An 18,085-nucleotide genomic window follows, 5' to 3' on the forward strand; every position below is an offset into this window, starting at 1 on the left:
GAGACTATTATTTCTCAATCTCCCTGTCTTTTCCGTTGTTTCTTTGTCGTTTTGTTTTCTTATCTTAATGACATTGCCAGCATGAGGAGCATTTTTTTGTGATAATTTATATAACAACATTATGTGATTGTATAAAATCTTTAATAACAGAAACCACAAAATCCAGATCTTCTACGACTAGCCCATGGTGACACCCAATGTAAAACCCTTGTTGATTAATCCATTTGGCAACCGGAAAATCATCTTCAAGATCGCCAAATAACTCTCTATATATAGGTTGATTTAATAAAGGCAACATAGGACGGCTTTCGATATTGTGCTCCTCTAAAAAACATACCAAATCATTTCGAGAAAAATTCGCACTTTCTTTTACTACAATTGGATACATCATGAATGAATGATCTACATAATTAGGGAAAGACGGCAATTGTAAAAATTTCTGACACTGTTGCAAGGCCTTTGTCATATAATCAGCATTCTTTTTTCTTGTCTTCATAATATATTCATGGTTTTCTAATTGCGCGATTCCCAAAGCCCCCTCAAGTTCCCCGATACGATAGCTATATCCCAATCTTACCATCATAAACCGTTTATCTATCTTCGTTTTCATGCGTAACTTGCATACTGCATTGGGATTAGATGCAATGCACTGCTCACAGGTACAGGCTCTTCCATGGGCTATGAGCGAACGACTAATTTCAGCCAGTTGTGTATCATCAGTTACGATGATGCCTCCGACTCCTGTTGTAATCGTATGAGCAACATACGTACTAAAACTTGCTATCTCACTAAAACTGCCTACGCTTTTGTTCTTATATTTTGCAAAATGAGCTTCTGCACAATCTTCGACTATTTTAAGATTATACTTTTTACTAATATTAACGATAGCATCCATTTCACAAGGCTGTCCAAAAGTATGCACAGGCATAATAGCCACTGTCTTTGAGGTAATTTTAGACTCAATTAAGTTAGGATTCATATTATATGTGATTGGATCAACATCAACAAAAACAGGTTGTAGCCCCGCATATAAACAGGCATTGGATGTAGCAATAAAAGTAATGGCAGGAACTAATACTTCCGCCCTTTCCGGCCAGCTGTATTTTTCTTTTAATGCTTCCAAAGCAATATGCAGTGCCGACGTCCCGCTATTACATGCTACTCCATATTTTTGTTGGTGTAATTCCGCAAATTTTTTTTCAAACTTATATACAAATTCACCTTGTGATAATCGGCCTGCATCAAGTGCCATATTGACATACTTTTTTTCTAGCTCACCTACATAAGCATAACCTACACCCATTTTTTTCTGCATCATTATTCAAACCTTTCTAAATAAAATGCATATGTTTTGGCAATCCCCTCTTGAATTTCCATGTTCGCCTGCCACTTCCAGGCTCTTTGTTTTGAAATGTCCACTAATTTTTGTTTCATTCCGGCAGGCTTACTTATATCATGAATAAATGTCCCATTATATCCAACTGTATTGGCGATAAATTGATAATACTCATTAATACTATAATCATAGCCAAGACCGATATTCATCACAGGTGATAGACTTTCAAAATTGTTTACCGCATATACCAAGGCATCGGCGAAGTCTGCAGCATTCATAAATTCCCTTTTTGCAGTCCCGTCACCCCAAATTGTTACTTCTTTTTTACCGATTTTTTTGGCTTGATGCAATTTATGAATGACGGCTGGAATCAGATGTCCATATTGCGGGTCAAACTTATCCCAACGTCCATATAAATTGCACGGAACCAATGTTTTATATTGATATCGCGGATTTTCACGTGAAATATATTCACATAAGCGAGTAGTCATTATTTTGGCCAAGGCATATCCTTCATTAGTCGGTTCTAATTCTCCCCGTAAAATATTCTCTTCTTTTAGCGGATTAATCGCTTCATGCGGATACATACAAGAACTTCCCAGGTTGAGCAATTTGGTAACACCCACATTCCTAGCAGCCATAACAATATTCCGCCCCATATCCAGGTTTTCTACTAAAAAAGCTACTGGGCTGCTAATATTGGCCTCAATCCCCCCGACCTTACCGGCAGCATGAATAATTATATCCGGATTTACCTTATGAATATAATTTTCTACCGCTATATAATCAAATAAATTCAGTTTTCCACGCGTCGGTGATAGAACTTCAAAAGCTGACGTTTGAGGATGCTCAAAAAAATTTTTTCCTACCATCCCCGAACCGCCTGTTAGTAATATACGCATGATTTCTTTCCTCTTTTCTAAAGAAAATGGCTTTTCCATCTAGTAAGTGGAAAAACCATTTTGCTTACATAATAAATCGCGCTGTGCATTCTTAAAATCTTCTTGTACCATCATGGCTACCAATTCAGGCAAAGAAGTTTTAGGTTGCCAGCCTAATTTTCTTCTGGCTTTGGCAGCATCACCCAATAAAAACTCCACCTCAGTCGGCCGGAAATAGCGTGAGTCTACTTCTACAATAATCTGACCATTGGTATGGTCAATGCCTTTTTCTTGAACACCGCTTCCTTGCCATTCAATGGTAATCCCCACTTCTTTAAATGCAAGTTCTACAAATTCGCGCACCGAATGAGTCTGTCCGCTGGCAATCACAAAATCTTCTGGGTTATCTTGCTGTAACATAAGCCACATGGCTTCCACATAGTCTTTCGCAAATCCCCAATCTCTTTTGGCGTTTAAGTTTCCCAGGTAGAGTTTTTTTTGTATTCCAAGTTTAATTTGCGCTACAGCCATTGTAATCTTACGTGTGACAAAAGTTTCGCCGCGCAAAGGAGATTCATGATTAAATAATATACCATTGCAAGCAAACATTTCATATGCTTCCCGATAGTTGACAGTAATCCAATATCCGTACAACTTAGCCACTGCGTAAGGGCTTCGCGGATAAAAAGGGGTTGTTTCTCTCTGCGGTGTCTCTTGCAATAAACCATACAGTTCACTTGTTGATGCCTGATAAAACCGTGCTTTTTGCGCTAATCCTAATATTCGTATTGCATCCAACAATCTCAATGTACCTAAAGCATCGGAATTCGCCGTATATTCCGGCGTTTCAAAAGATACCTGTACATGACTCTGTGCTGCTAAATTATAGATTTCATCAGGCTGCACATCCTGTATAATGCGAATTAAATTCGTAGAATCCGTCATATCGCCATAATGCAACTGCAAGCGGGCATTTTCTTCATGGGGGTCTTGATATAAATGATCGATTCTTTGCGTATTAAAAAGTGAAGCTCTTCTTTTTATACCGTGCACTTCGTAGCCTTTATTTAAAAGAAACTCTGCCAAATATGCCCCATCTTGACCAGTAATGCCTGTAATCAAGGCTTTCTTCATACCGCTTTCTCCCCAAAATTCTTAACTTTTCATCATACAGACAGATAATTCCAGTCAGGAAATTTATTTTTTATATCATCATGACCTTCAAGAGATGCCACTAAAATAGGATTATTGGCTATTGCACTAACATCAAAACTTCTATTAGGTGCAATCACTATCTTATTCTGAGCATTTCCCAAAATTGCCGCCCAACTGCTAAATCCACTGTTTGCAATAATAAAATGCTTGCACTGAGACATTAAATGCATATCAAATGCCCCATTATCATTATCATTGCAGTCTACATAAGTTACAGGTTGTTCTAGATGGATATTGTCTTTTACCCATTGCACATCATTTGAAAAAGCAAAAAAATGAATCTGTTTAGCAGCTAACTTACTTAACAAAAACTGAACCGCTCGCTGATAATAATCTTCATTCAAAATATCAAACATGCTTCCAACGTAGTCACCTCTGCGTACATGTATAGCAACAGGAACTTCGGTATCTTTTATTTTTTTTAGAAAACTCAGATTTTTCCCTGAGAGAGGTAAGTTAAAACGGAATTTTTCCTTTAATAATTCCATTATAGGCACAAGGTATTTGTAATTCCCAAAATAGCCATCAATATATCGATTGCATCGTACATTCACAAGGCTTTCATCATATAAGCAATATTTACTATGATTATAATAATAAAAAGCTTTATATTGCTTTATTTCAGATTCATCAGCTGCTTCAAAGTCTTTCATATCAAAAATATCAGTTAAGCAAAAATTCCTGTTTTCTTTTCCATTAATATCTTTTCCACCAATAGAAAACCATGACAAATCATATTTTACTTGTACATCCAGTTTCTCCTTTAACAGAAGGCCAATCGCATACTGTGTCATTTGGCTTCCCAAGCCGCCATCCATTCTGACAATATTTAAAAGCTTCTCACTCCCCACATTATTTGTATATGAAAACCATTCTAATAAATTAGGAGCAAAATAATAATTAACATTTCTTTGTAACCCTAAGGCAACAAACCATTGTTCAATGAACAGATTATAATAACCCGCAACAATAAGTACTATGTTAGCTGGATTTTCTTGCTGCAATATTTCCGGCGGAAAAATAGGCTTACTTAAGATTGTATGCCCAATAGACTTTTTCTCTACATCGATAATATAATTAATATTCCATGGAAGTATCGTACAAATTTGTTCAGTTATATTAGTAAGCCCTACGATAATAATTTTTTTCCCTACTGTGCTTCCCAAAAAAGATAATAAATGTTCCAAACACGCTACCTCACTTTATTTCGCTTTCAAAACAATTATCGTTTTATACATTTGAAGATAAATGAATATTTCACTTTCATTCCGCCAGGTCTTCTAAAAGCATTTTAATAAAGCTATCCTGGGAAAAATGTTTATAAAACGTATTTCCACTTAAATAGACGTCAATATTGTGAAGATATTCGTCAAACTGTTTTTCCGATATGTTAATCAAATAAGTATACAATTCATCATATGAGTTAAATTTTCTTCTATCAATAAAAACATTATCTGGAACATAATCTGTTATATTAACAGCCCCAAGGTATACAGGAACGCATCTTGCCATAAGTGAATTAAATATTTTTTCAGTAATATATCCTCGATATCCATCTAAACCAATCATATTTTCATAACAAATACTAAATTTATATCGAGAAAGTACCGGCAACTTTTTCTCCACCGGCCCCCGATAACTAGGAAACTTAGGTACTAAAAATGGATACAACTGCTGTACTTGCGATCTCGGTTGATTCCAACAGGTACCATATAAATCAAATTCATATGGACCTAACCGTTCAAAAGCCCGAATAGCCTCTATTCTTTCTGAATATAATTCTAAGGAACTATAATACATCTTATTCCCCGAAATCAGCGTACATAATTTACGCTGATTAAAAGGAATCTTTTCCGGTATATTCAATAAGCTTTGGAAGTAATTTATTTTGAAATATCTTTTATTATCTATTAAATCATCATTCCATGTATAGATTTTAACAAAGTATTTATGAAACTCTAAATTCCAAGAATGTGGCGTCACTATCGGTGCTTCTATTAAAAACAACCGCATCTTGTTGACTAACCCCTGCTCCACGCATTGCTTAAAAAATTCGTAATTAGGTCCGCCTTCATATGGAATTCCTTCAAGAAAAAAAATTGCATGTGCTTCATGAGGATCACAGGTACCTTGTGCCTTAATTTCATAGCCTTTGGCTAATAACTGTTCTCGTACTTCGTTAATATTTGCCCCCCGTTCCAAATCAGGATTATCTGAAAATATGTTACCTCCTGAGTAATAGGAGCTCATGATAACTTTTTTCATGTCAAATTATCTCCCATAAAAATATCATAGACCAACACTAAACCATTTAAAAAAAGTCTAATACTTTTCTTACTTGAGTGCGTGTAAAAAAAATCTTCTATTATTATTATGTTCTAGCAACGATCAATGTTCCTGCTAAATATTTACATAGACGAGTTATCTTTCATCTGCAAACCGTGCATCATTACCTTATTTACTAACAAAATAATAAATTATGGTTTACCTAAGCACTCATTAACCACTTAAAACTTGAGACAACGGGACATTAGATATATTGTAAAACCATTCAACGTTTTAAGCATTTAGAAATAAATAGATCATTCTTTATTATTTCGACGTCTAGTGTATCAAAAATGCTACTATAATATTGATATAATTCTTCTATCGATTTGACATACTCTGTAAATTGGAAATTTCCCACTTCAGATAATAATTTATTATTATCCCCACTATATTCCCTGTTCATTCCTTCATATAAAACAATTATTTTGCTTTTAAAATCGCTAATTTCGTTAATAATCTCAGCTATTGTTACAAGATCAATAGATTGAGTCGGAGTAATATTATAATGCTTTTCTTTTGGTTTATTCCCTATCATATACTTGACAAGTTTTACAAAATCACCTATATATAAATAATCAAATACAACATTTTGATTAATAGTAATCGGCATTTTTAATAGATTTTTTACAATGGCATTGGAAATGAATTTAAAACGATAATCTTCATATTTCCCAAATAAACCAAATATCCGTAAACATACAATATTATCCGTCTGCTCTATATATTTTGATATCAAATATTTTGCATAACCATAACTGTCAGCAGGTACATAAGTATCAAAATACTCTTCGCTCATTTTATGCGACCAATGCAACCGATCATACTCTGCACCGCTTCCCAAATAAACCATTCGCATATTAGGAGTTAAACAACGTTCCAAGTTAAAAAACATTCGTAAATTTTGCTCTACTACATTATCATTTTTCTCATCATAATTACTCTTGCGGGAACCACCGTAAGACGCACAATGAATAATAAATTCAATTTGATTTTCTTCGATATAATTTTTTACGGCACTATCATCTAATAGATCTAAATCTGCATGAGTAGCTGCAAAAATTTCATGCTTTCCAGAAAAATATTCCTCTAAATTGCGTCCTACGAAGCCACCTGCACCAGTAATTAAGACTTTCATCAAAAAGATTCTCCTTGTATAATTTAGGCAAAGGAACTTTTCTTTCAACTCGAATGCTCTTTGAAAACTAAGATTAATTATTCAGATTTGTTTGATCAGTGCTAAACACGTTACCTATATATAATCAATCTATATTCACAGAGGAACTGCAGGCATTGCCCACACACAATGCCATTCAACAAAGCTTAATGATATTATTGCCAGATTAACAGCAGAAACATAAATCACGTTAGAAAAATTCAGGATTTTTAAAATATATTCAATTGGTGTATACCCTATATTGGTACATTGAAAAAAAATTGAGCCATACAAGGCTTTTTCCTTTTGATAATATTAAGTGAACCATCTTCACGTGTCAAAGCAATAGAATCTTGAGGGACTTCTTTATTAAAAATTAAGGTTCTAGCACCAATGGAAGACCTATCCCCAATAATCTTATCCCCAATAATCGTTGCACCTGTTGAAAAGAATACCCCTTTTCCTATTTTCGGTGTGTTAATACCGTCCTTTGTTGTGTTTATTGTAACATTACTCTCAAATACAAGGTAATTATCATAAATAGCATTTCCAATTACTGTTCCCACTGGATGGATAAATAAAAAAATAGCAGGCAGACAACATTTATAAGTTACAAACATTCCATTCAACATCTTATTTAGCAATATTAATTTATCACATATAGGTTTATTTTGAGAATTTGTCCATAAACTATTAGAAAAGAAATAAAGAAACTGACTGTACTGATCAGAATTCAAGTGTGAAAAATAGGTCTCACTATCAACATGATAAGTATTATACGCTACATGTTTAAAGCAATATTCTACCCTTTCTAGCGCCAAATTCATTGAAGTATCAATATCCTTACCTCTAAACAAATACTTATCAGGGAAAAACGCTTCTAATTGTCGACCAATAAATTCTTTTAATTCGCTCGTAGATAAAGAAATTTTCATAAAAACACTCCACAGCAACTTGATATAATTATATCTTTTTTAATAAGTCTTCAGCAAAATCATCTATATTATCTAAGGGAACATAATTAAGATTATTACAAGTACAACATATATTATTATTTTTTCGCTTTTTCATTAAATGAATACGTCTAAGTTCGCGAAATGCTTGCCCATTCCAGATATCACAAAATGATTCTTGAGTAATATCTCCAACAATCAATTTATATTTCCAATCCGCACAACAGGCACTCACACTTCCATCTATATTAACCGCCGCAGAATAAAAAATATGAGGACAGACTTCTTTTTTTTCAATTTGCTGTCCATATATGCCAGTAGTAAGTTCACCACCAATTTTACTTATGTCATACTCCGGCCAGCAAGGAACTATTCTTTCTACAGAAATTTCATCAGCAATTTCTCCAAAGATTTGATAAAAAAGTGCTTCTTCACCATTCTCCAAATAATTACTCATTATTTTAATAGAAACAATACACTGTTTTCTATTTTTATAAAAATGTCGTATATTTTCAACAAATGTACCAAAATCAATATTAGTTTTGGTAATTGCTCTATATTTTTCTACTGACATCGCTTCTACAGAAATATGAATTTTATCTAGTTTAGCTGCAATGAGTGCCAAATTTAACTGAGGATTAAGTAAAGAACCATTTGTTGTAAATTCAACTTTCTCAGTCACACCACTTTGTTTTGCATACTTTATCATTTCAGGCAGCTGAGGATTTAATAAAGGTTCGCCATCTTTGTGCATTCTAATAATTTTAATTCTATTTTTAAACATACACATATCATTAATTAGTTTTTTAAATAAATTAAAATCCATTATTCCTTGTTTCCGACCAGTTTTACGTATAAGTTCATGATCTCCACTTGTACAGAATTCACATTGAAAATTGCATATATTAGCAGGATTTATATATACCACAAATGGCTCTTGTAACGGAATAATACTTTCCAATTTAGTTCTATTTTGAGAAACCATTTTTGCTTGCATAAAATTCCTCCTACACAAAAATATCCTTTTTCTTTATGTTTTTTAATTTGGCGAATTGTCAAGTCAAGTACGACACTTCGTGTAAAAAGACTTCAATAGAAAATTTCCAGCCTAGGCATTTTCGTGTACTTAAATTTATCAAAAACAGATTGTAAATAAGTTCCGTTTCGCTTACTAAAGAAAGATCGGTCTTCTTGGGATAAAACTCTCTGAGCAATCCATCGAAATTTTCATTGCTCCCTCGCTGCCAAGAACAGTAAGAATCTGCAAAATACATGTCAATCCCCAACTTCCCCGATCTGTCGTTGCTGTTTTAAAAGCTTTTAACCTGCATTCCCGGATTAATCTAACGAGGTTTCATCAACAGGCGCACCCACACCAAGATCTTCATAAATTTGAACCTGCTTGCGTAGTATTTCACCAACAATAACGGCTTTCCCAGGCTCTTCATAACATTCAATAACATCTAATTCATCCAGTAGAGACTGCAAGGTATATTTTTTAAACAAATCTTTTTCTTCCATCTTCTTTTTGATGTAAGAAAGATAAATGAGTGCAATAAATTCTACAAATAGTTTTCCTTCCGGGCTTTGATTTGAAGATACCAGTGTGCGCCGACCATTCAACCGCTCTTTAAGATTACCGAATGCTTTTTCTACGACATCACGGTTTCGGTAAAGTTCTAATGTTGGAATAGCATCCTTTACTTCATTGCTTAAGAGAAGAAAACAACCACATCTGCTGCGCGCTTCATCCATAGCTCCCTGCCTTGGCGCGATTTGGATGCCGCGTATAGGCGTTTCCTTTGTTTCAAAGTACTTCTTATAAGCAGCTTCATGCTCTGAAAAATGCTTCCCAGTTAAAAGTTCATTTTGCAGCTTTGACATGTATCGATTAAAGTTCTTCCCATCTTCGATAGCCTTTTCCGGATTGTAATAGAAATGTAGATACATTCTTTTGCTGCCCTTAATAGCATCCCCCTTGTATAGCCGTTCTTGCGTATAATCCCAGGCAATGCTTTCACTGTAATAGTACAGCTCATATTTTTCGCTGTAATTCTGCCAGGACCTCATCAAAGTGCCCTGTTTCTTAATAGCCGCTTTTGCATAGGAAAGTGCTGTGCTGGCAGAAACAATAAATTTGTAATGATTCTTAAAGAGCTCATTTATATTTCCAGCACTGTAAAAGCCGCGATCCATAACTAATTTGATTCGTTCATATCCAAGGATATTCAACTCTTTTACTAATTCACGAACGGTTTTTACATTCGGAATATTTCCGGCCAGCTTGCGATAATAGAATGGCAGATTGGATTTCTTACCAAACAGCAAAGCCAAATTGATTTGATGAAGAGGGTCATAATCCTTATTCTTTCCATAACGGACTTGCTGGAGGTGCTCGGAATAACTGGAAATAGAGGTCGAGTCATATGCCCAAAACTCTTTCTCGACACGTCGTTTTCCCTGCAAACAGAAGAACTGGCTTTTTGCTTCCTCCGTAACCGAAGCAAAAAGTTCTGAACTGCGTTGTGAAGTAATATCTGTAGAAAACGGATGACGATGTATTCGTGACCATCTGCCGAAACGGCATAATAGATTCGCATCTTCAAAGATCAAGTAATAAACAATCGACAAAATCTTCTTATAGTCCTTAGGAAAGCATTGTTTTAGGTCAGCGGTGACACCAATCTTTTCGCTGATTCTGTCGAAAAGGTAAGTAGCGCCGAAAAAGCGGCGATCCGTATGGGAAATTGGAATCGGACCTTGTTTGGGCTGTACAGCAGGCTCAGTTTTCTTGTGCCCTCGACCATCGGTAGGAACGATCTCACCGGTTGCGGCATCTAAGCGACCAATAAGCGTGCTGCAGAGATATTTCAATCGCTTTTTGCCTGTGCTATGGGAAGATCGGTCATGCATTTTTAGAGCTGTATAGAGGGCAGGACTTTTTCGTTCTACAAATGTAGCAAAACAACCTTTGCTTTTTCCACGGCTCAAACCATAGAATCAAGTTCCCAATGCCCAAATATCTGTCGTTCTTTCATCTCTTCGAGTAGATCAGCTATCAATAGACCTATTGTGAACTTGCCACGCTTTTCTGGCGGACGACTGCGACTTTCTTTGTGTCGTAGTACCTTCTCCTAGGGAAAAATCAGTTATAAATGGTTTTAAAACTGACTTTTGCGTGGAGAGCCGTTTGCGCAATTTTCTCGGGTGACCATGTTAAACATAGCTTTTCTTCAATCACATCAGCAATTTTTTTATTATAAACGCAATTTGTCAAGTTGAATAACCAAGATTATGAAATGCTTGTATACGTGCACACCAAGCATGCCAAGATGTTGCTAGCTCTTAGGATACCTCCGTCGAATGTTGTGTAGTAACTTCATTCTACACTAAGGTTAGCTTTATGAGCTGTTTTTTTATTGTTGTCACGTTTTATCTGCAATCCAAATTTTAGGAATTTTAGTACAATTTAGAAGAATAGCTTATTTTTAAATGTTTTTTCTTCCACAATCAGCTAATTTTTTAAGTAACTCTTCAGCAAAATAATCAATGTTATCCGGCGCACAATAATCAATTGCCCCACAACTCCGACAGGTCTTATGCTGTTGTTTCTTTTTCTGTAAATGCAGTTTTCGAAGTTCATATAATGCCTTACCATGCCAAATATCATTCAATGTTTCCTTGTTTATATCTCCAACAATTAAGTTTTGTTGCCAATCCGTGCAGCATGCGCTTACACTTCCAGTAACATTTATTGCTAAAGAATAAAAAATATGAGGACAAACTTCTTTCTTAACAATTTCTTTTCCATAAAGATTCAAATCAAAATTTTTATTGAATTTACTCATATCATACTCCGGCCAATTAGGAACTATTCTTTCAACAAAAACTTGATCAGCAATATTACTAAATGTTTTATAAAATAAATCTTCTTCCCCATCATCTAAATAATTTTTTAAAATTTTAATATAGATTATACACTTTTTCTTATTATTATAAAAATGTTTTATATTCGCAACATATTCATCAAAATTAATATTTGCTTTGGCAATCATTAGATATTTATCTGATGACATAGCTTCAACAGAAATCGTAATACTATCCAAACCCGCTTCAATGATCTCTAAATTCTTTTGTGGATTAAGTAAGGAACCATTTGTCGTAAAATCAATACTTTCAAATATACCACTTTTTTTAGCATACCTGATCATTTCAGGCAGCCTAGGATTCATCAATGGTTCTCCTTCTTTAAATAATCTAATAACTTTAATTTTATCTTTAAATGCAGACATATCATCTACAATTTTTTTAAACAGTTCATAATCCATAATACCCCGTCCGTGTCCATTTTTACGAATAGCTTCACGATCTCCGCTTGCACAAAATTCGCATTGAAAATTACATACACTTGCAGGATCTACATATACTAAAAAAGGTGTCCGCAATGGAATAATTGCTTCCAATTTTGCACGGCTTTTCATAGAAAATTTAGGTGCCACTTTTGCTTGCATAAACTAAAATCCCCCCCCCGACCTCTTTCTTAATATCTGTTAGCACCGATTCATTCACTCTTTTATTCCCAGTTAAAACCATATTGCATTAAGCATATAAATATTTTCAAGTAGTTTCATCACTTAACTTTTCAATTTTTCAATAGGAAAACCATCAACATTATCTTCCATGGGAAATAATTTATACCAATCACAGTTTTTACATATATAATTTAAATGCTTATTCCCTTCTAAATGCATTTTTCTAAATTCAAACAGCTCATTACTTTTCCATATTTCTGCCAAACTCTTATCTTTGACACTAGCAATTTTAGTTGCTTTTGGTGCATCATGAGTACAAATAAGCACATCGCCATTACTGTTTATAACTAATGACATAAATGGTTTTGGACAAGCAATGTGTTGATTCAAATGACTTTGAAGATCTTCTTTCGTAGCTTCTTCTTTAGTCTCATCATTATAATATGCTTTAATTAAATCAAGTCCACTGTATTTCGTGGCATTATTAACTTTTTCAAATTCAACCTTATCAGCAATATCTTTATACATATTTATAAAAATATCATTTTCTTCACTATAAGTATCAAACATTTTTACTAGAATATACGGTTTTCTAGATCCTTTTTCATCTCGAATTCTGCGCAAATTAGCCACATTTTGGCGTATCTTTTGTATATCAATATTGGTCCTTGTTATCTCATTATGTTTATTCTGTATAACCGAATAAATAGAAACTCGAATGTAATCTAATCCATAATCAACTAGTTTTTCGCATGTATTTTTATCAAGTAGTGATGCATTAGTAAAGGTATCAACCCGTTCAGCAATATCTGCTTCTTTAGTAATTCGGACCATATTTAGAAAATTAGGATGCAGCAAAGGCTCCCCCAATGCTGCAAGCCGTACAAGTTTAAGCTTATTTCCGTCCCAGCTTTTTATATTATTTATTATTTTATTGAATAACTCCATGTCCATATTGATGAATGGCTTTAAATCATTACGTGTTTTTTCATTTCCATGAACGCATGGAGCACATCTAAAATTACATATATTAGTAGGTTCAATAAAAATTGATAATGGTTTTTTTAAAGGCATAATATCTTTAAGTATTTGCCTGCCCTGCCTATTGATTATAGTAAACTCTCTTTCAGTACTCAATTCGACACCCCTATTTTGCAATACCATCAATAAAATCCTCATCAGAAAAAGCTTCCGACCAATGGATTGGCAATGGTTTGCCATAAAATTTTGTCATATATGTGTCAATAAAACACCTATCTTCACCTGATAAACATTTGGTTCTAAATTCTTTAAAATGCTTTATTCTAAGTCCTCTATCAATAATATCCTTTAGCGATTCCTCAAAAATATTTCCTATTCCTATATGAATAAAAGGACACGGTAATACATCACCGTATTTAGTTATTCCTAATATTGAATTTACACTGATACAGCCTTTTTCTAAACCATAAGCGGGAAAAACATCTCTCCACACTACTGGATATTCCTTGTGTAATTCTCTTAAAAAAGCAGCATCCTCTTCATTAATCAGCACATCATGGTTGCCCTCCCATTGGCCAAGTGCCTTAGCTATTAAAACATCAAGAGCAAAATCATTTTTCTGTGCAAATTTTGCCAATTCAACTGTGTCTTGAGTTTGCGTATTCTGCCTCGTTGCTACATGTTGTGCTACTACATGTAATCCTGCTTTTTGAGCATTAAAAAGCGCTTCAAAAGCATGAGTATAGGCTTGCGAATTATGTCTAATTTGATTATGCTTATCTTTTCGAAAGCTATCAATGCTAATTTTTACTTTATCCACACCTATTTCCTTTAGATGTTTAGCCATATTATAAGTAAGTAAGTATCCATTCGTATTTACAGATATGTGAAATTTTTCTGGATTTAGTGCTTGAATTATATTATCTAAATCTTTAAATAAAAGTGGTTCTCCACCTGTAAGAGTAAATTGAAATAAACCAAGTTGATCAGCTTGTTCAGAAATATTCCGCAAATCATCAATTGTTAGGCTCCTGTCTTTTACTTGGAAACTATTATTACAACAATGCTCACACTTGAAATTACATATATAATCATATGAAATATCAAGCATGGCTACACTTTCACCATTCAGATACTTATCATTTATTTTTAAAACTTTTTCATATACTAATGGCTTTTCGATTCTAAGCTTTTCTCTTCTTTCTTGCTCAATTTTCTTTCTATTCACATTACTATTCTGCATAAAATCTCCTCCTTGTAATTAAATAACAGCGTAGCATACTGTTTCAGATTCAAATGTAGTATAATGTCTAAGATAAATTTTATACTCTGGAACAATACTTTTAAGATATAACGATATTTCCCACAAATCTTCTGGATTATGATACACACATATAGCCATTTTTGGTTTATAGTTTTTTATGCTTTGTGCTGCTCCTTGCAGAGCTTTAAGCTCCGCTCCTTCAATATCCATTTTTATTAATGTTACTTTGCTATTGCATAGCACATTATCTAGAGCATCTACATTTCCTTCTATCTCACCTTCGTCCTCAATATTAGAACCCTGAATCAATTCATTATATCTAATTGTTTTTCGCTTATCCCATAAACCTATATTATATATATGAATTTTACTCTTAAGAGCACTATCCATTTTAACCATTGTTTCCTCTAAAATCGAAAAATTTTTCCGATCCAACTCAAAACTATATATAGTAGTAAATTTATTCTGTACTTTTTGCAAAAATTCTAATATTGTTCCGCCATCATAAGCTCCAGCATCAACAAATATCTCCTTATCACCAAGTTTTATAACAGAATCGTCAAAATATTGGTTTGCTGTGCATATAGATTTATAATCTATATGCGCAGGACTTTCCGCAAACCAATTTTTAACTAACTGCAATGCAACTCGTTGAGACTGTTCATCTGCAAGAGCATCCATCACCTGAGATAATTTATCCTGAATAAGTTCAATTTTACTAGCATTATTCCCATAAAGAATATTATTTTTAAAATAAAAAAAAGTCACAATAGGATATAAATTAGTAATTCCTTCTTTCTTAAGTTGTTCAACTATTTCTTCATAATATTTAGTAGCAATAATGATGGCAACACTCTCTTTATATGATTTAAGCGTCGTTGGAGAAATACAAGTTATTTCATTGCAAACAACTTGCCCCCATTTTTCTTTATCATTGTCACAAAAAAAGTCGACTTTTATATCAATATTCAATTCACGAAATAAGCACGCTAAAGAACGTCCCATTTGCCCAGCACCAAAAATACAGATATATTTAGACTCTTTCAATTTACTAATAATCTTCTGTGCGTAACTTTTCTCCGTTGAATTGGAATTTTTTAAAAATTGAATTAACTCACTTTTATAATTAATCATAGTGATTTTTCTTCTCCTGTAATCATATTCCATTGAATTTCTGCTTCGTCAAGATACGGCCACATGTCTTCTAGAGGTTTTGATACCATATTTCCATCAGGTAATTTCATCGCTTGTACCTTAGGAGCCGTCATTTGCATAGGTGAAACTTTTACTTGGCATAGTACTGGACCATCCTGCTTTAATACCGCTTGTATTTTTTCTTCCATTTCCCCGTGATTCGCAATACAAAATGTTTTCAAACCATATGCTTCTGCCACTTTCTTAAGGTCCGGCAAATACAACTTGCTTTCCTGATTGCTGGCAACATAATGCCCTTCAAAAAACTTTCTTTGTGTTCCCATAATACTGGCATATCCGCCATTATCCCAAATAAATATTTTTATGGGTAATTTATGTCCCGCCAATGTAGCCAACTCTTGAATATTAAGCTGAAAGGCTCCATCACCATTAATTAAAATGGTTCTTTTTTTATCATTTGCCAGACACGCTCCGATCGCATAGGGCAAACCAAATCCCATCGCCCCAAGGCCAGCGGCATTTTTCATTTTTTGTCCTTTTTTGATTTTAAAGGCCTGATAAGTAATTTCTCCAGCACTACCGGAGCTTTCTGGTACAATAACATCTTGCGAAGTCAAAAAGTTACACAATTTATCGATAAAAACATAAGAGTTCACATACTCTTTATCCTCATAATACTTTGGCAGCACTACGGGATAACTAGTTTTCATTCTTTTACAATAGTTCAGCCATTCTACTTGGTCTTTACAAATAATCTGTTTTTTTTGCTGACAAAGATCTTGTAGAAACTCTTTTATATCAGCTACAATAGACAACTCAACAGGAAACTGCATCTTGTCTATTTCTGTACGATCAATATCGACCATTACTTTTTTTGCTTTCGGCGCAAAATTCGTATGATTGAAAGCCGTTAAACTAGAATCCAGTCGACTGCCAAGCACAATCAATAAATCGGCATTCTGCAGAATAAAATTAGCTCCTCGATGTCCCAGGGTCCCTGGACAGCCAAATTGAAGCGGATAGTTTTCGTCAACTAAGTCAATAGTTTTCCAAGTCAACAGCATCGGAATATTTGCTCTTTCTATGAAATCTAAGCATAGCGGCTCCGCATGAGCTAGCTTTACTCCATTTCCTACAATAACAACGGGTCTTTTTGCCTGATTAATTAACTCGATGAACTTTTCGACTGATTCAGACAAATCTTTATTTCTCTCTTCAAAATCCGGTGTAAATCCAACTAAGGAAGTTTCATCAATCATAGCTGCTTGCACATCTAGCGGAATATCAATCCAGACAGGCCCTCTTCTTCCCTGCATCGCATAATAATAAGCCTTTTCTAGATGATAACGTATTTTCTCTGGCTTAAGCACCATTTTCGCATACTTTGTAATCGGTTTTACAATAGATACAATATCGACTTCCTGGTTACCCATTTGACGGACACCCGTATCATTTATCAAATCCGAGCGTTTCACCTGACCTGAAATGAACAGACAGGGAGTGGAGTCAATCCATGCTGCCGTAACGCCTGTAATAGTATTCGTTCCGCCTGGTCCCGTCGTAACAAGACCTACACCTATATGATTCGTATGCTGACTATATGCCTCAGCCGCAATAGCAGCTGCTTGTTCATGAAGACAGCATATATACTCGATTCTTTCGTTTTTCCCCAGCGAATCGACTAAATGCATGCAACCGCCACCTGGAAGCATAAAGACTGTCTTGACTCCCTTATGTTCTAAAAAATTTATTACATAATCCGATAATTTTATCATCTGTACCTTCTCTTTTCTAAACCAACCATTATAGGCGACTCTTGGCATTAAATTTATCGATCACGTTAATGAGTTCCCATATACAACCTTCTCCACCGTTTCGGGATAAACATACATGTGCAACCTCTTTCGCTTCGGGAATTGCATCTTTCGGACATACTGCTAATCCCACATAGGATAGTGGAGTAAGATCATATTTTCCATCCCCAATATAGCCTACTTCAGAAAATAATACCTGTTCTTTTTTACATATTTCTTTAATAATGGCAAATTTATTTTTAATACCGCTATAAAAATAATCCCACGGAACCCGCTTCTTTATATATTCCGTAATCGGTGTATTTTCACCCGTAATGGCACCAACTACGATACCTCTTGTTTTTAATTCACTAAAGGCATCAAAGTCTTTAAAACAGAAGGTTTTGTATTCTTCTCCCGTAGAATTGACTATTATTTTCCCATCAGTTAAAACTCCGTCAATATCCATCAAAAAAAGTTTAATCATAATCATC

General features: G+C 34.4%; 15 protein-coding genes. All 15 read right to left on the reverse strand.

Features of this window, described 5'->3' with window-relative positions; genetic code table 11:
- Positions 1–106 precede the first annotated feature (106 nt).
- Positions 107–1,318: a DegT/DnrJ/EryC1/StrS family aminotransferase gene (locus Ga0466249_RS21020; RefSeq protein ID WP_215831459.1), complete on the reverse strand. Its 1,212-nt coding sequence runs from the start codon at positions 1,316–1,318 to the stop codon at positions 107–109.
- On the reverse strand, positions 1,318–2,238 hold the full coding sequence (locus Ga0466249_RS21025; protein WP_215831460.1) for an NAD-dependent epimerase/dehydratase family protein: 921 nt from the start codon (positions 2,236–2,238) through the stop codon (positions 1,318–1,320). The genes Ga0466249_RS21020 and Ga0466249_RS21025 overlap by 1 nt, the downstream gene beginning before the upstream one ends.
- A 39-nt stretch (positions 2,239–2,277) precedes the next feature.
- A complete protein-coding gene (gmd, locus tag Ga0466249_RS21030) occupies positions 2,278–3,351 on the reverse strand; it encodes a GDP-mannose 4,6-dehydratase (protein ID WP_215831461.1) in 1,074 nt (357 codons plus the stop codon).
- A gap of 32 nt (positions 3,352–3,383) precedes the next feature.
- A complete protein-coding gene (locus Ga0466249_RS21035; RefSeq protein ID WP_215831462.1) occupies positions 3,384–4,619 on the reverse strand; it encodes an alpha-1,2-fucosyltransferase in 1,236 nt (411 codons plus the stop codon).
- Positions 4,620–4,695: 76 nt separating this feature from the next.
- Entirely contained in the window at positions 4,696–5,697 is a 1,002-nt protein-coding gene (locus tag Ga0466249_RS21040) for a glycosyltransferase family 10 domain-containing protein (protein ID WP_215831463.1), read from the reverse strand.
- Between the two features lie 286 nt (positions 5,698–5,983).
- The gene (locus tag Ga0466249_RS21045; RefSeq protein WP_215831464.1) at positions 5,984–6,895 is read right to left on the reverse strand and encodes an SDR family oxidoreductase; all 912 of its coding nucleotides are present in this window, start codon (positions 6,893–6,895) and stop codon (positions 5,984–5,986) included.
- 275 nt (positions 6,896–7,170) lie between these two features.
- Positions 7,171–7,848, reverse strand: a complete 678-nt coding sequence (locus tag Ga0466249_RS21050; RefSeq protein WP_215831465.1) for an LbetaH domain-containing protein — start codon at positions 7,846–7,848, stop codon at positions 7,171–7,173.
- Between the two features lie 28 nt (positions 7,849–7,876).
- Positions 7,877–8,863, reverse strand: a complete 987-nt coding sequence (locus Ga0466249_RS21055) for a radical SAM/SPASM domain-containing protein (RefSeq protein WP_215831466.1) — start codon at positions 8,861–8,863, stop codon at positions 7,877–7,879.
- A 341-nt stretch (positions 8,864–9,204) separates the two neighbouring features.
- The gene (locus Ga0466249_RS21060; protein WP_215831467.1) at positions 9,205–10,857 is read right to left on the reverse strand and encodes an IS1634 family transposase; all 1,653 of its coding nucleotides are present in this window, start codon (positions 10,855–10,857) and stop codon (positions 9,205–9,207) included.
- A 497-nt stretch (positions 10,858–11,354) separates the two neighbouring features.
- A complete protein-coding gene (locus Ga0466249_RS21065) occupies positions 11,355–12,377 on the reverse strand; it encodes a radical SAM/SPASM domain-containing protein (protein ID WP_215831468.1) in 1,023 nt (340 codons plus the stop codon).
- 123 nt (positions 12,378–12,500) lie between these two features.
- Positions 12,501–13,535, reverse strand: coding sequence for a radical SAM/SPASM domain-containing protein (locus tag Ga0466249_RS21070; protein ID WP_215831469.1), 1,035 nt, complete (start codon positions 13,533–13,535; stop codon positions 12,501–12,503).
- 10 nt (positions 13,536–13,545) lie between these two features.
- Positions 13,546–14,622: a radical SAM/SPASM domain-containing protein gene (locus tag Ga0466249_RS21075; RefSeq protein ID WP_215831470.1), complete on the reverse strand. Its 1,077-nt coding sequence runs from the start codon at positions 14,620–14,622 to the stop codon at positions 13,546–13,548.
- Positions 14,623–14,640: 18 nt separating this feature from the next.
- Positions 14,641–15,777 carry an FkbM family methyltransferase gene (locus Ga0466249_RS21080; protein ID WP_215831471.1) on the reverse strand — a complete coding sequence of 379 codons (1,137 nt, stop codon included), beginning with the start codon at positions 15,775–15,777 and terminating at the stop codon, positions 14,641–14,643.
- Positions 15,774–17,573, reverse strand: coding sequence for a thiamine pyrophosphate-binding protein (locus Ga0466249_RS21085; RefSeq protein WP_246588938.1), 1,800 nt, complete (start codon positions 17,571–17,573; stop codon positions 15,774–15,776). Before Ga0466249_RS21085 ends, Ga0466249_RS21080 begins: the two co-directional genes overlap by 4 nt.
- Positions 17,574–17,601: 28 nt before the next feature.
- Positions 17,602–18,084 (reverse strand): KdsC family phosphatase, encoded by a 483-nt coding sequence (locus Ga0466249_RS21090; RefSeq protein WP_215831472.1) that lies wholly within the window; start codon positions 18,082–18,084, stop codon positions 17,602–17,604.
- Between the last annotated feature and the right edge of the window lies 1 nt (position 18,085).

Source organism: Pelorhabdus rhamnosifermentans (assembly GCF_018835585.1).
Taxonomy (GTDB): Bacteria; Bacillota; Negativicutes; order UMGS1260; family UMGS1260; genus Pelorhabdus; species Pelorhabdus rhamnosifermentans.

Coding starts and splice junctions, on each gene's coding strand:
- Ga0466249_RS21080 (WP_215831471.1), bottom strand. CDS start 15,777: ATGATTAATTATAAAAGTGAGTTAATTCAATTTTTAAAAAATTCCAAT.
- Ga0466249_RS21085 (WP_246588938.1), bottom strand. CDS start 17,573: ATGATAAAATTATCGGATTATGTAATAAATTTTTTAGAACATAAGGGA.
- Ga0466249_RS21025 (WP_215831460.1), bottom strand. CDS start 2,238: ATGCGTATATTACTAACAGGCGGTTCGGGGATGGTAGGAAAAAATTTT.
- Ga0466249_RS21055 (WP_215831466.1), bottom strand. CDS start 8,863: ATGCAAGCAAAAATGGTTTCTCAAAATAGAACTAAATTGGAAAGTATT.
- Ga0466249_RS21090 (WP_215831472.1), bottom strand. CDS start 18,084: ATGATTATGATTAAACTTTTTTTGATGGATATTGACGGAGTTTTAACT.
- gmd (WP_215831461.1), bottom strand. CDS start 3,351: ATGAAGAAAGCCTTGATTACAGGCATTACTGGTCAAGATGGGGCATAT.
- Ga0466249_RS21065 (WP_215831468.1), bottom strand. CDS start 12,377: ATGCAAGCAAAAGTGGCACCTAAATTTTCTATGAAAAGCCGTGCAAAA.
- Ga0466249_RS21075 (WP_215831470.1), bottom strand. CDS start 14,622: ATGCAGAATAGTAATGTGAATAGAAAGAAAATTGAGCAAGAAAGAAGA.
- Ga0466249_RS21040 (WP_215831463.1), bottom strand. CDS start 5,697: ATGAAAAAAGTTATCATGAGCTCCTATTACTCAGGAGGTAACATATTT.
- Ga0466249_RS21050 (WP_215831465.1), bottom strand. CDS start 7,848: ATGAAAATTTCTTTATCTACGAGCGAATTAAAAGAATTTATTGGTCGA.
- Ga0466249_RS21045 (WP_215831464.1), bottom strand. CDS start 6,895: ATGAAAGTCTTAATTACTGGTGCAGGTGGCTTCGTAGGACGCAATTTA.
- Ga0466249_RS21020 (WP_215831459.1), bottom strand. CDS start 1,318: ATGATGCAGAAAAAAATGGGTGTAGGTTATGCTTATGTAGGTGAGCTA.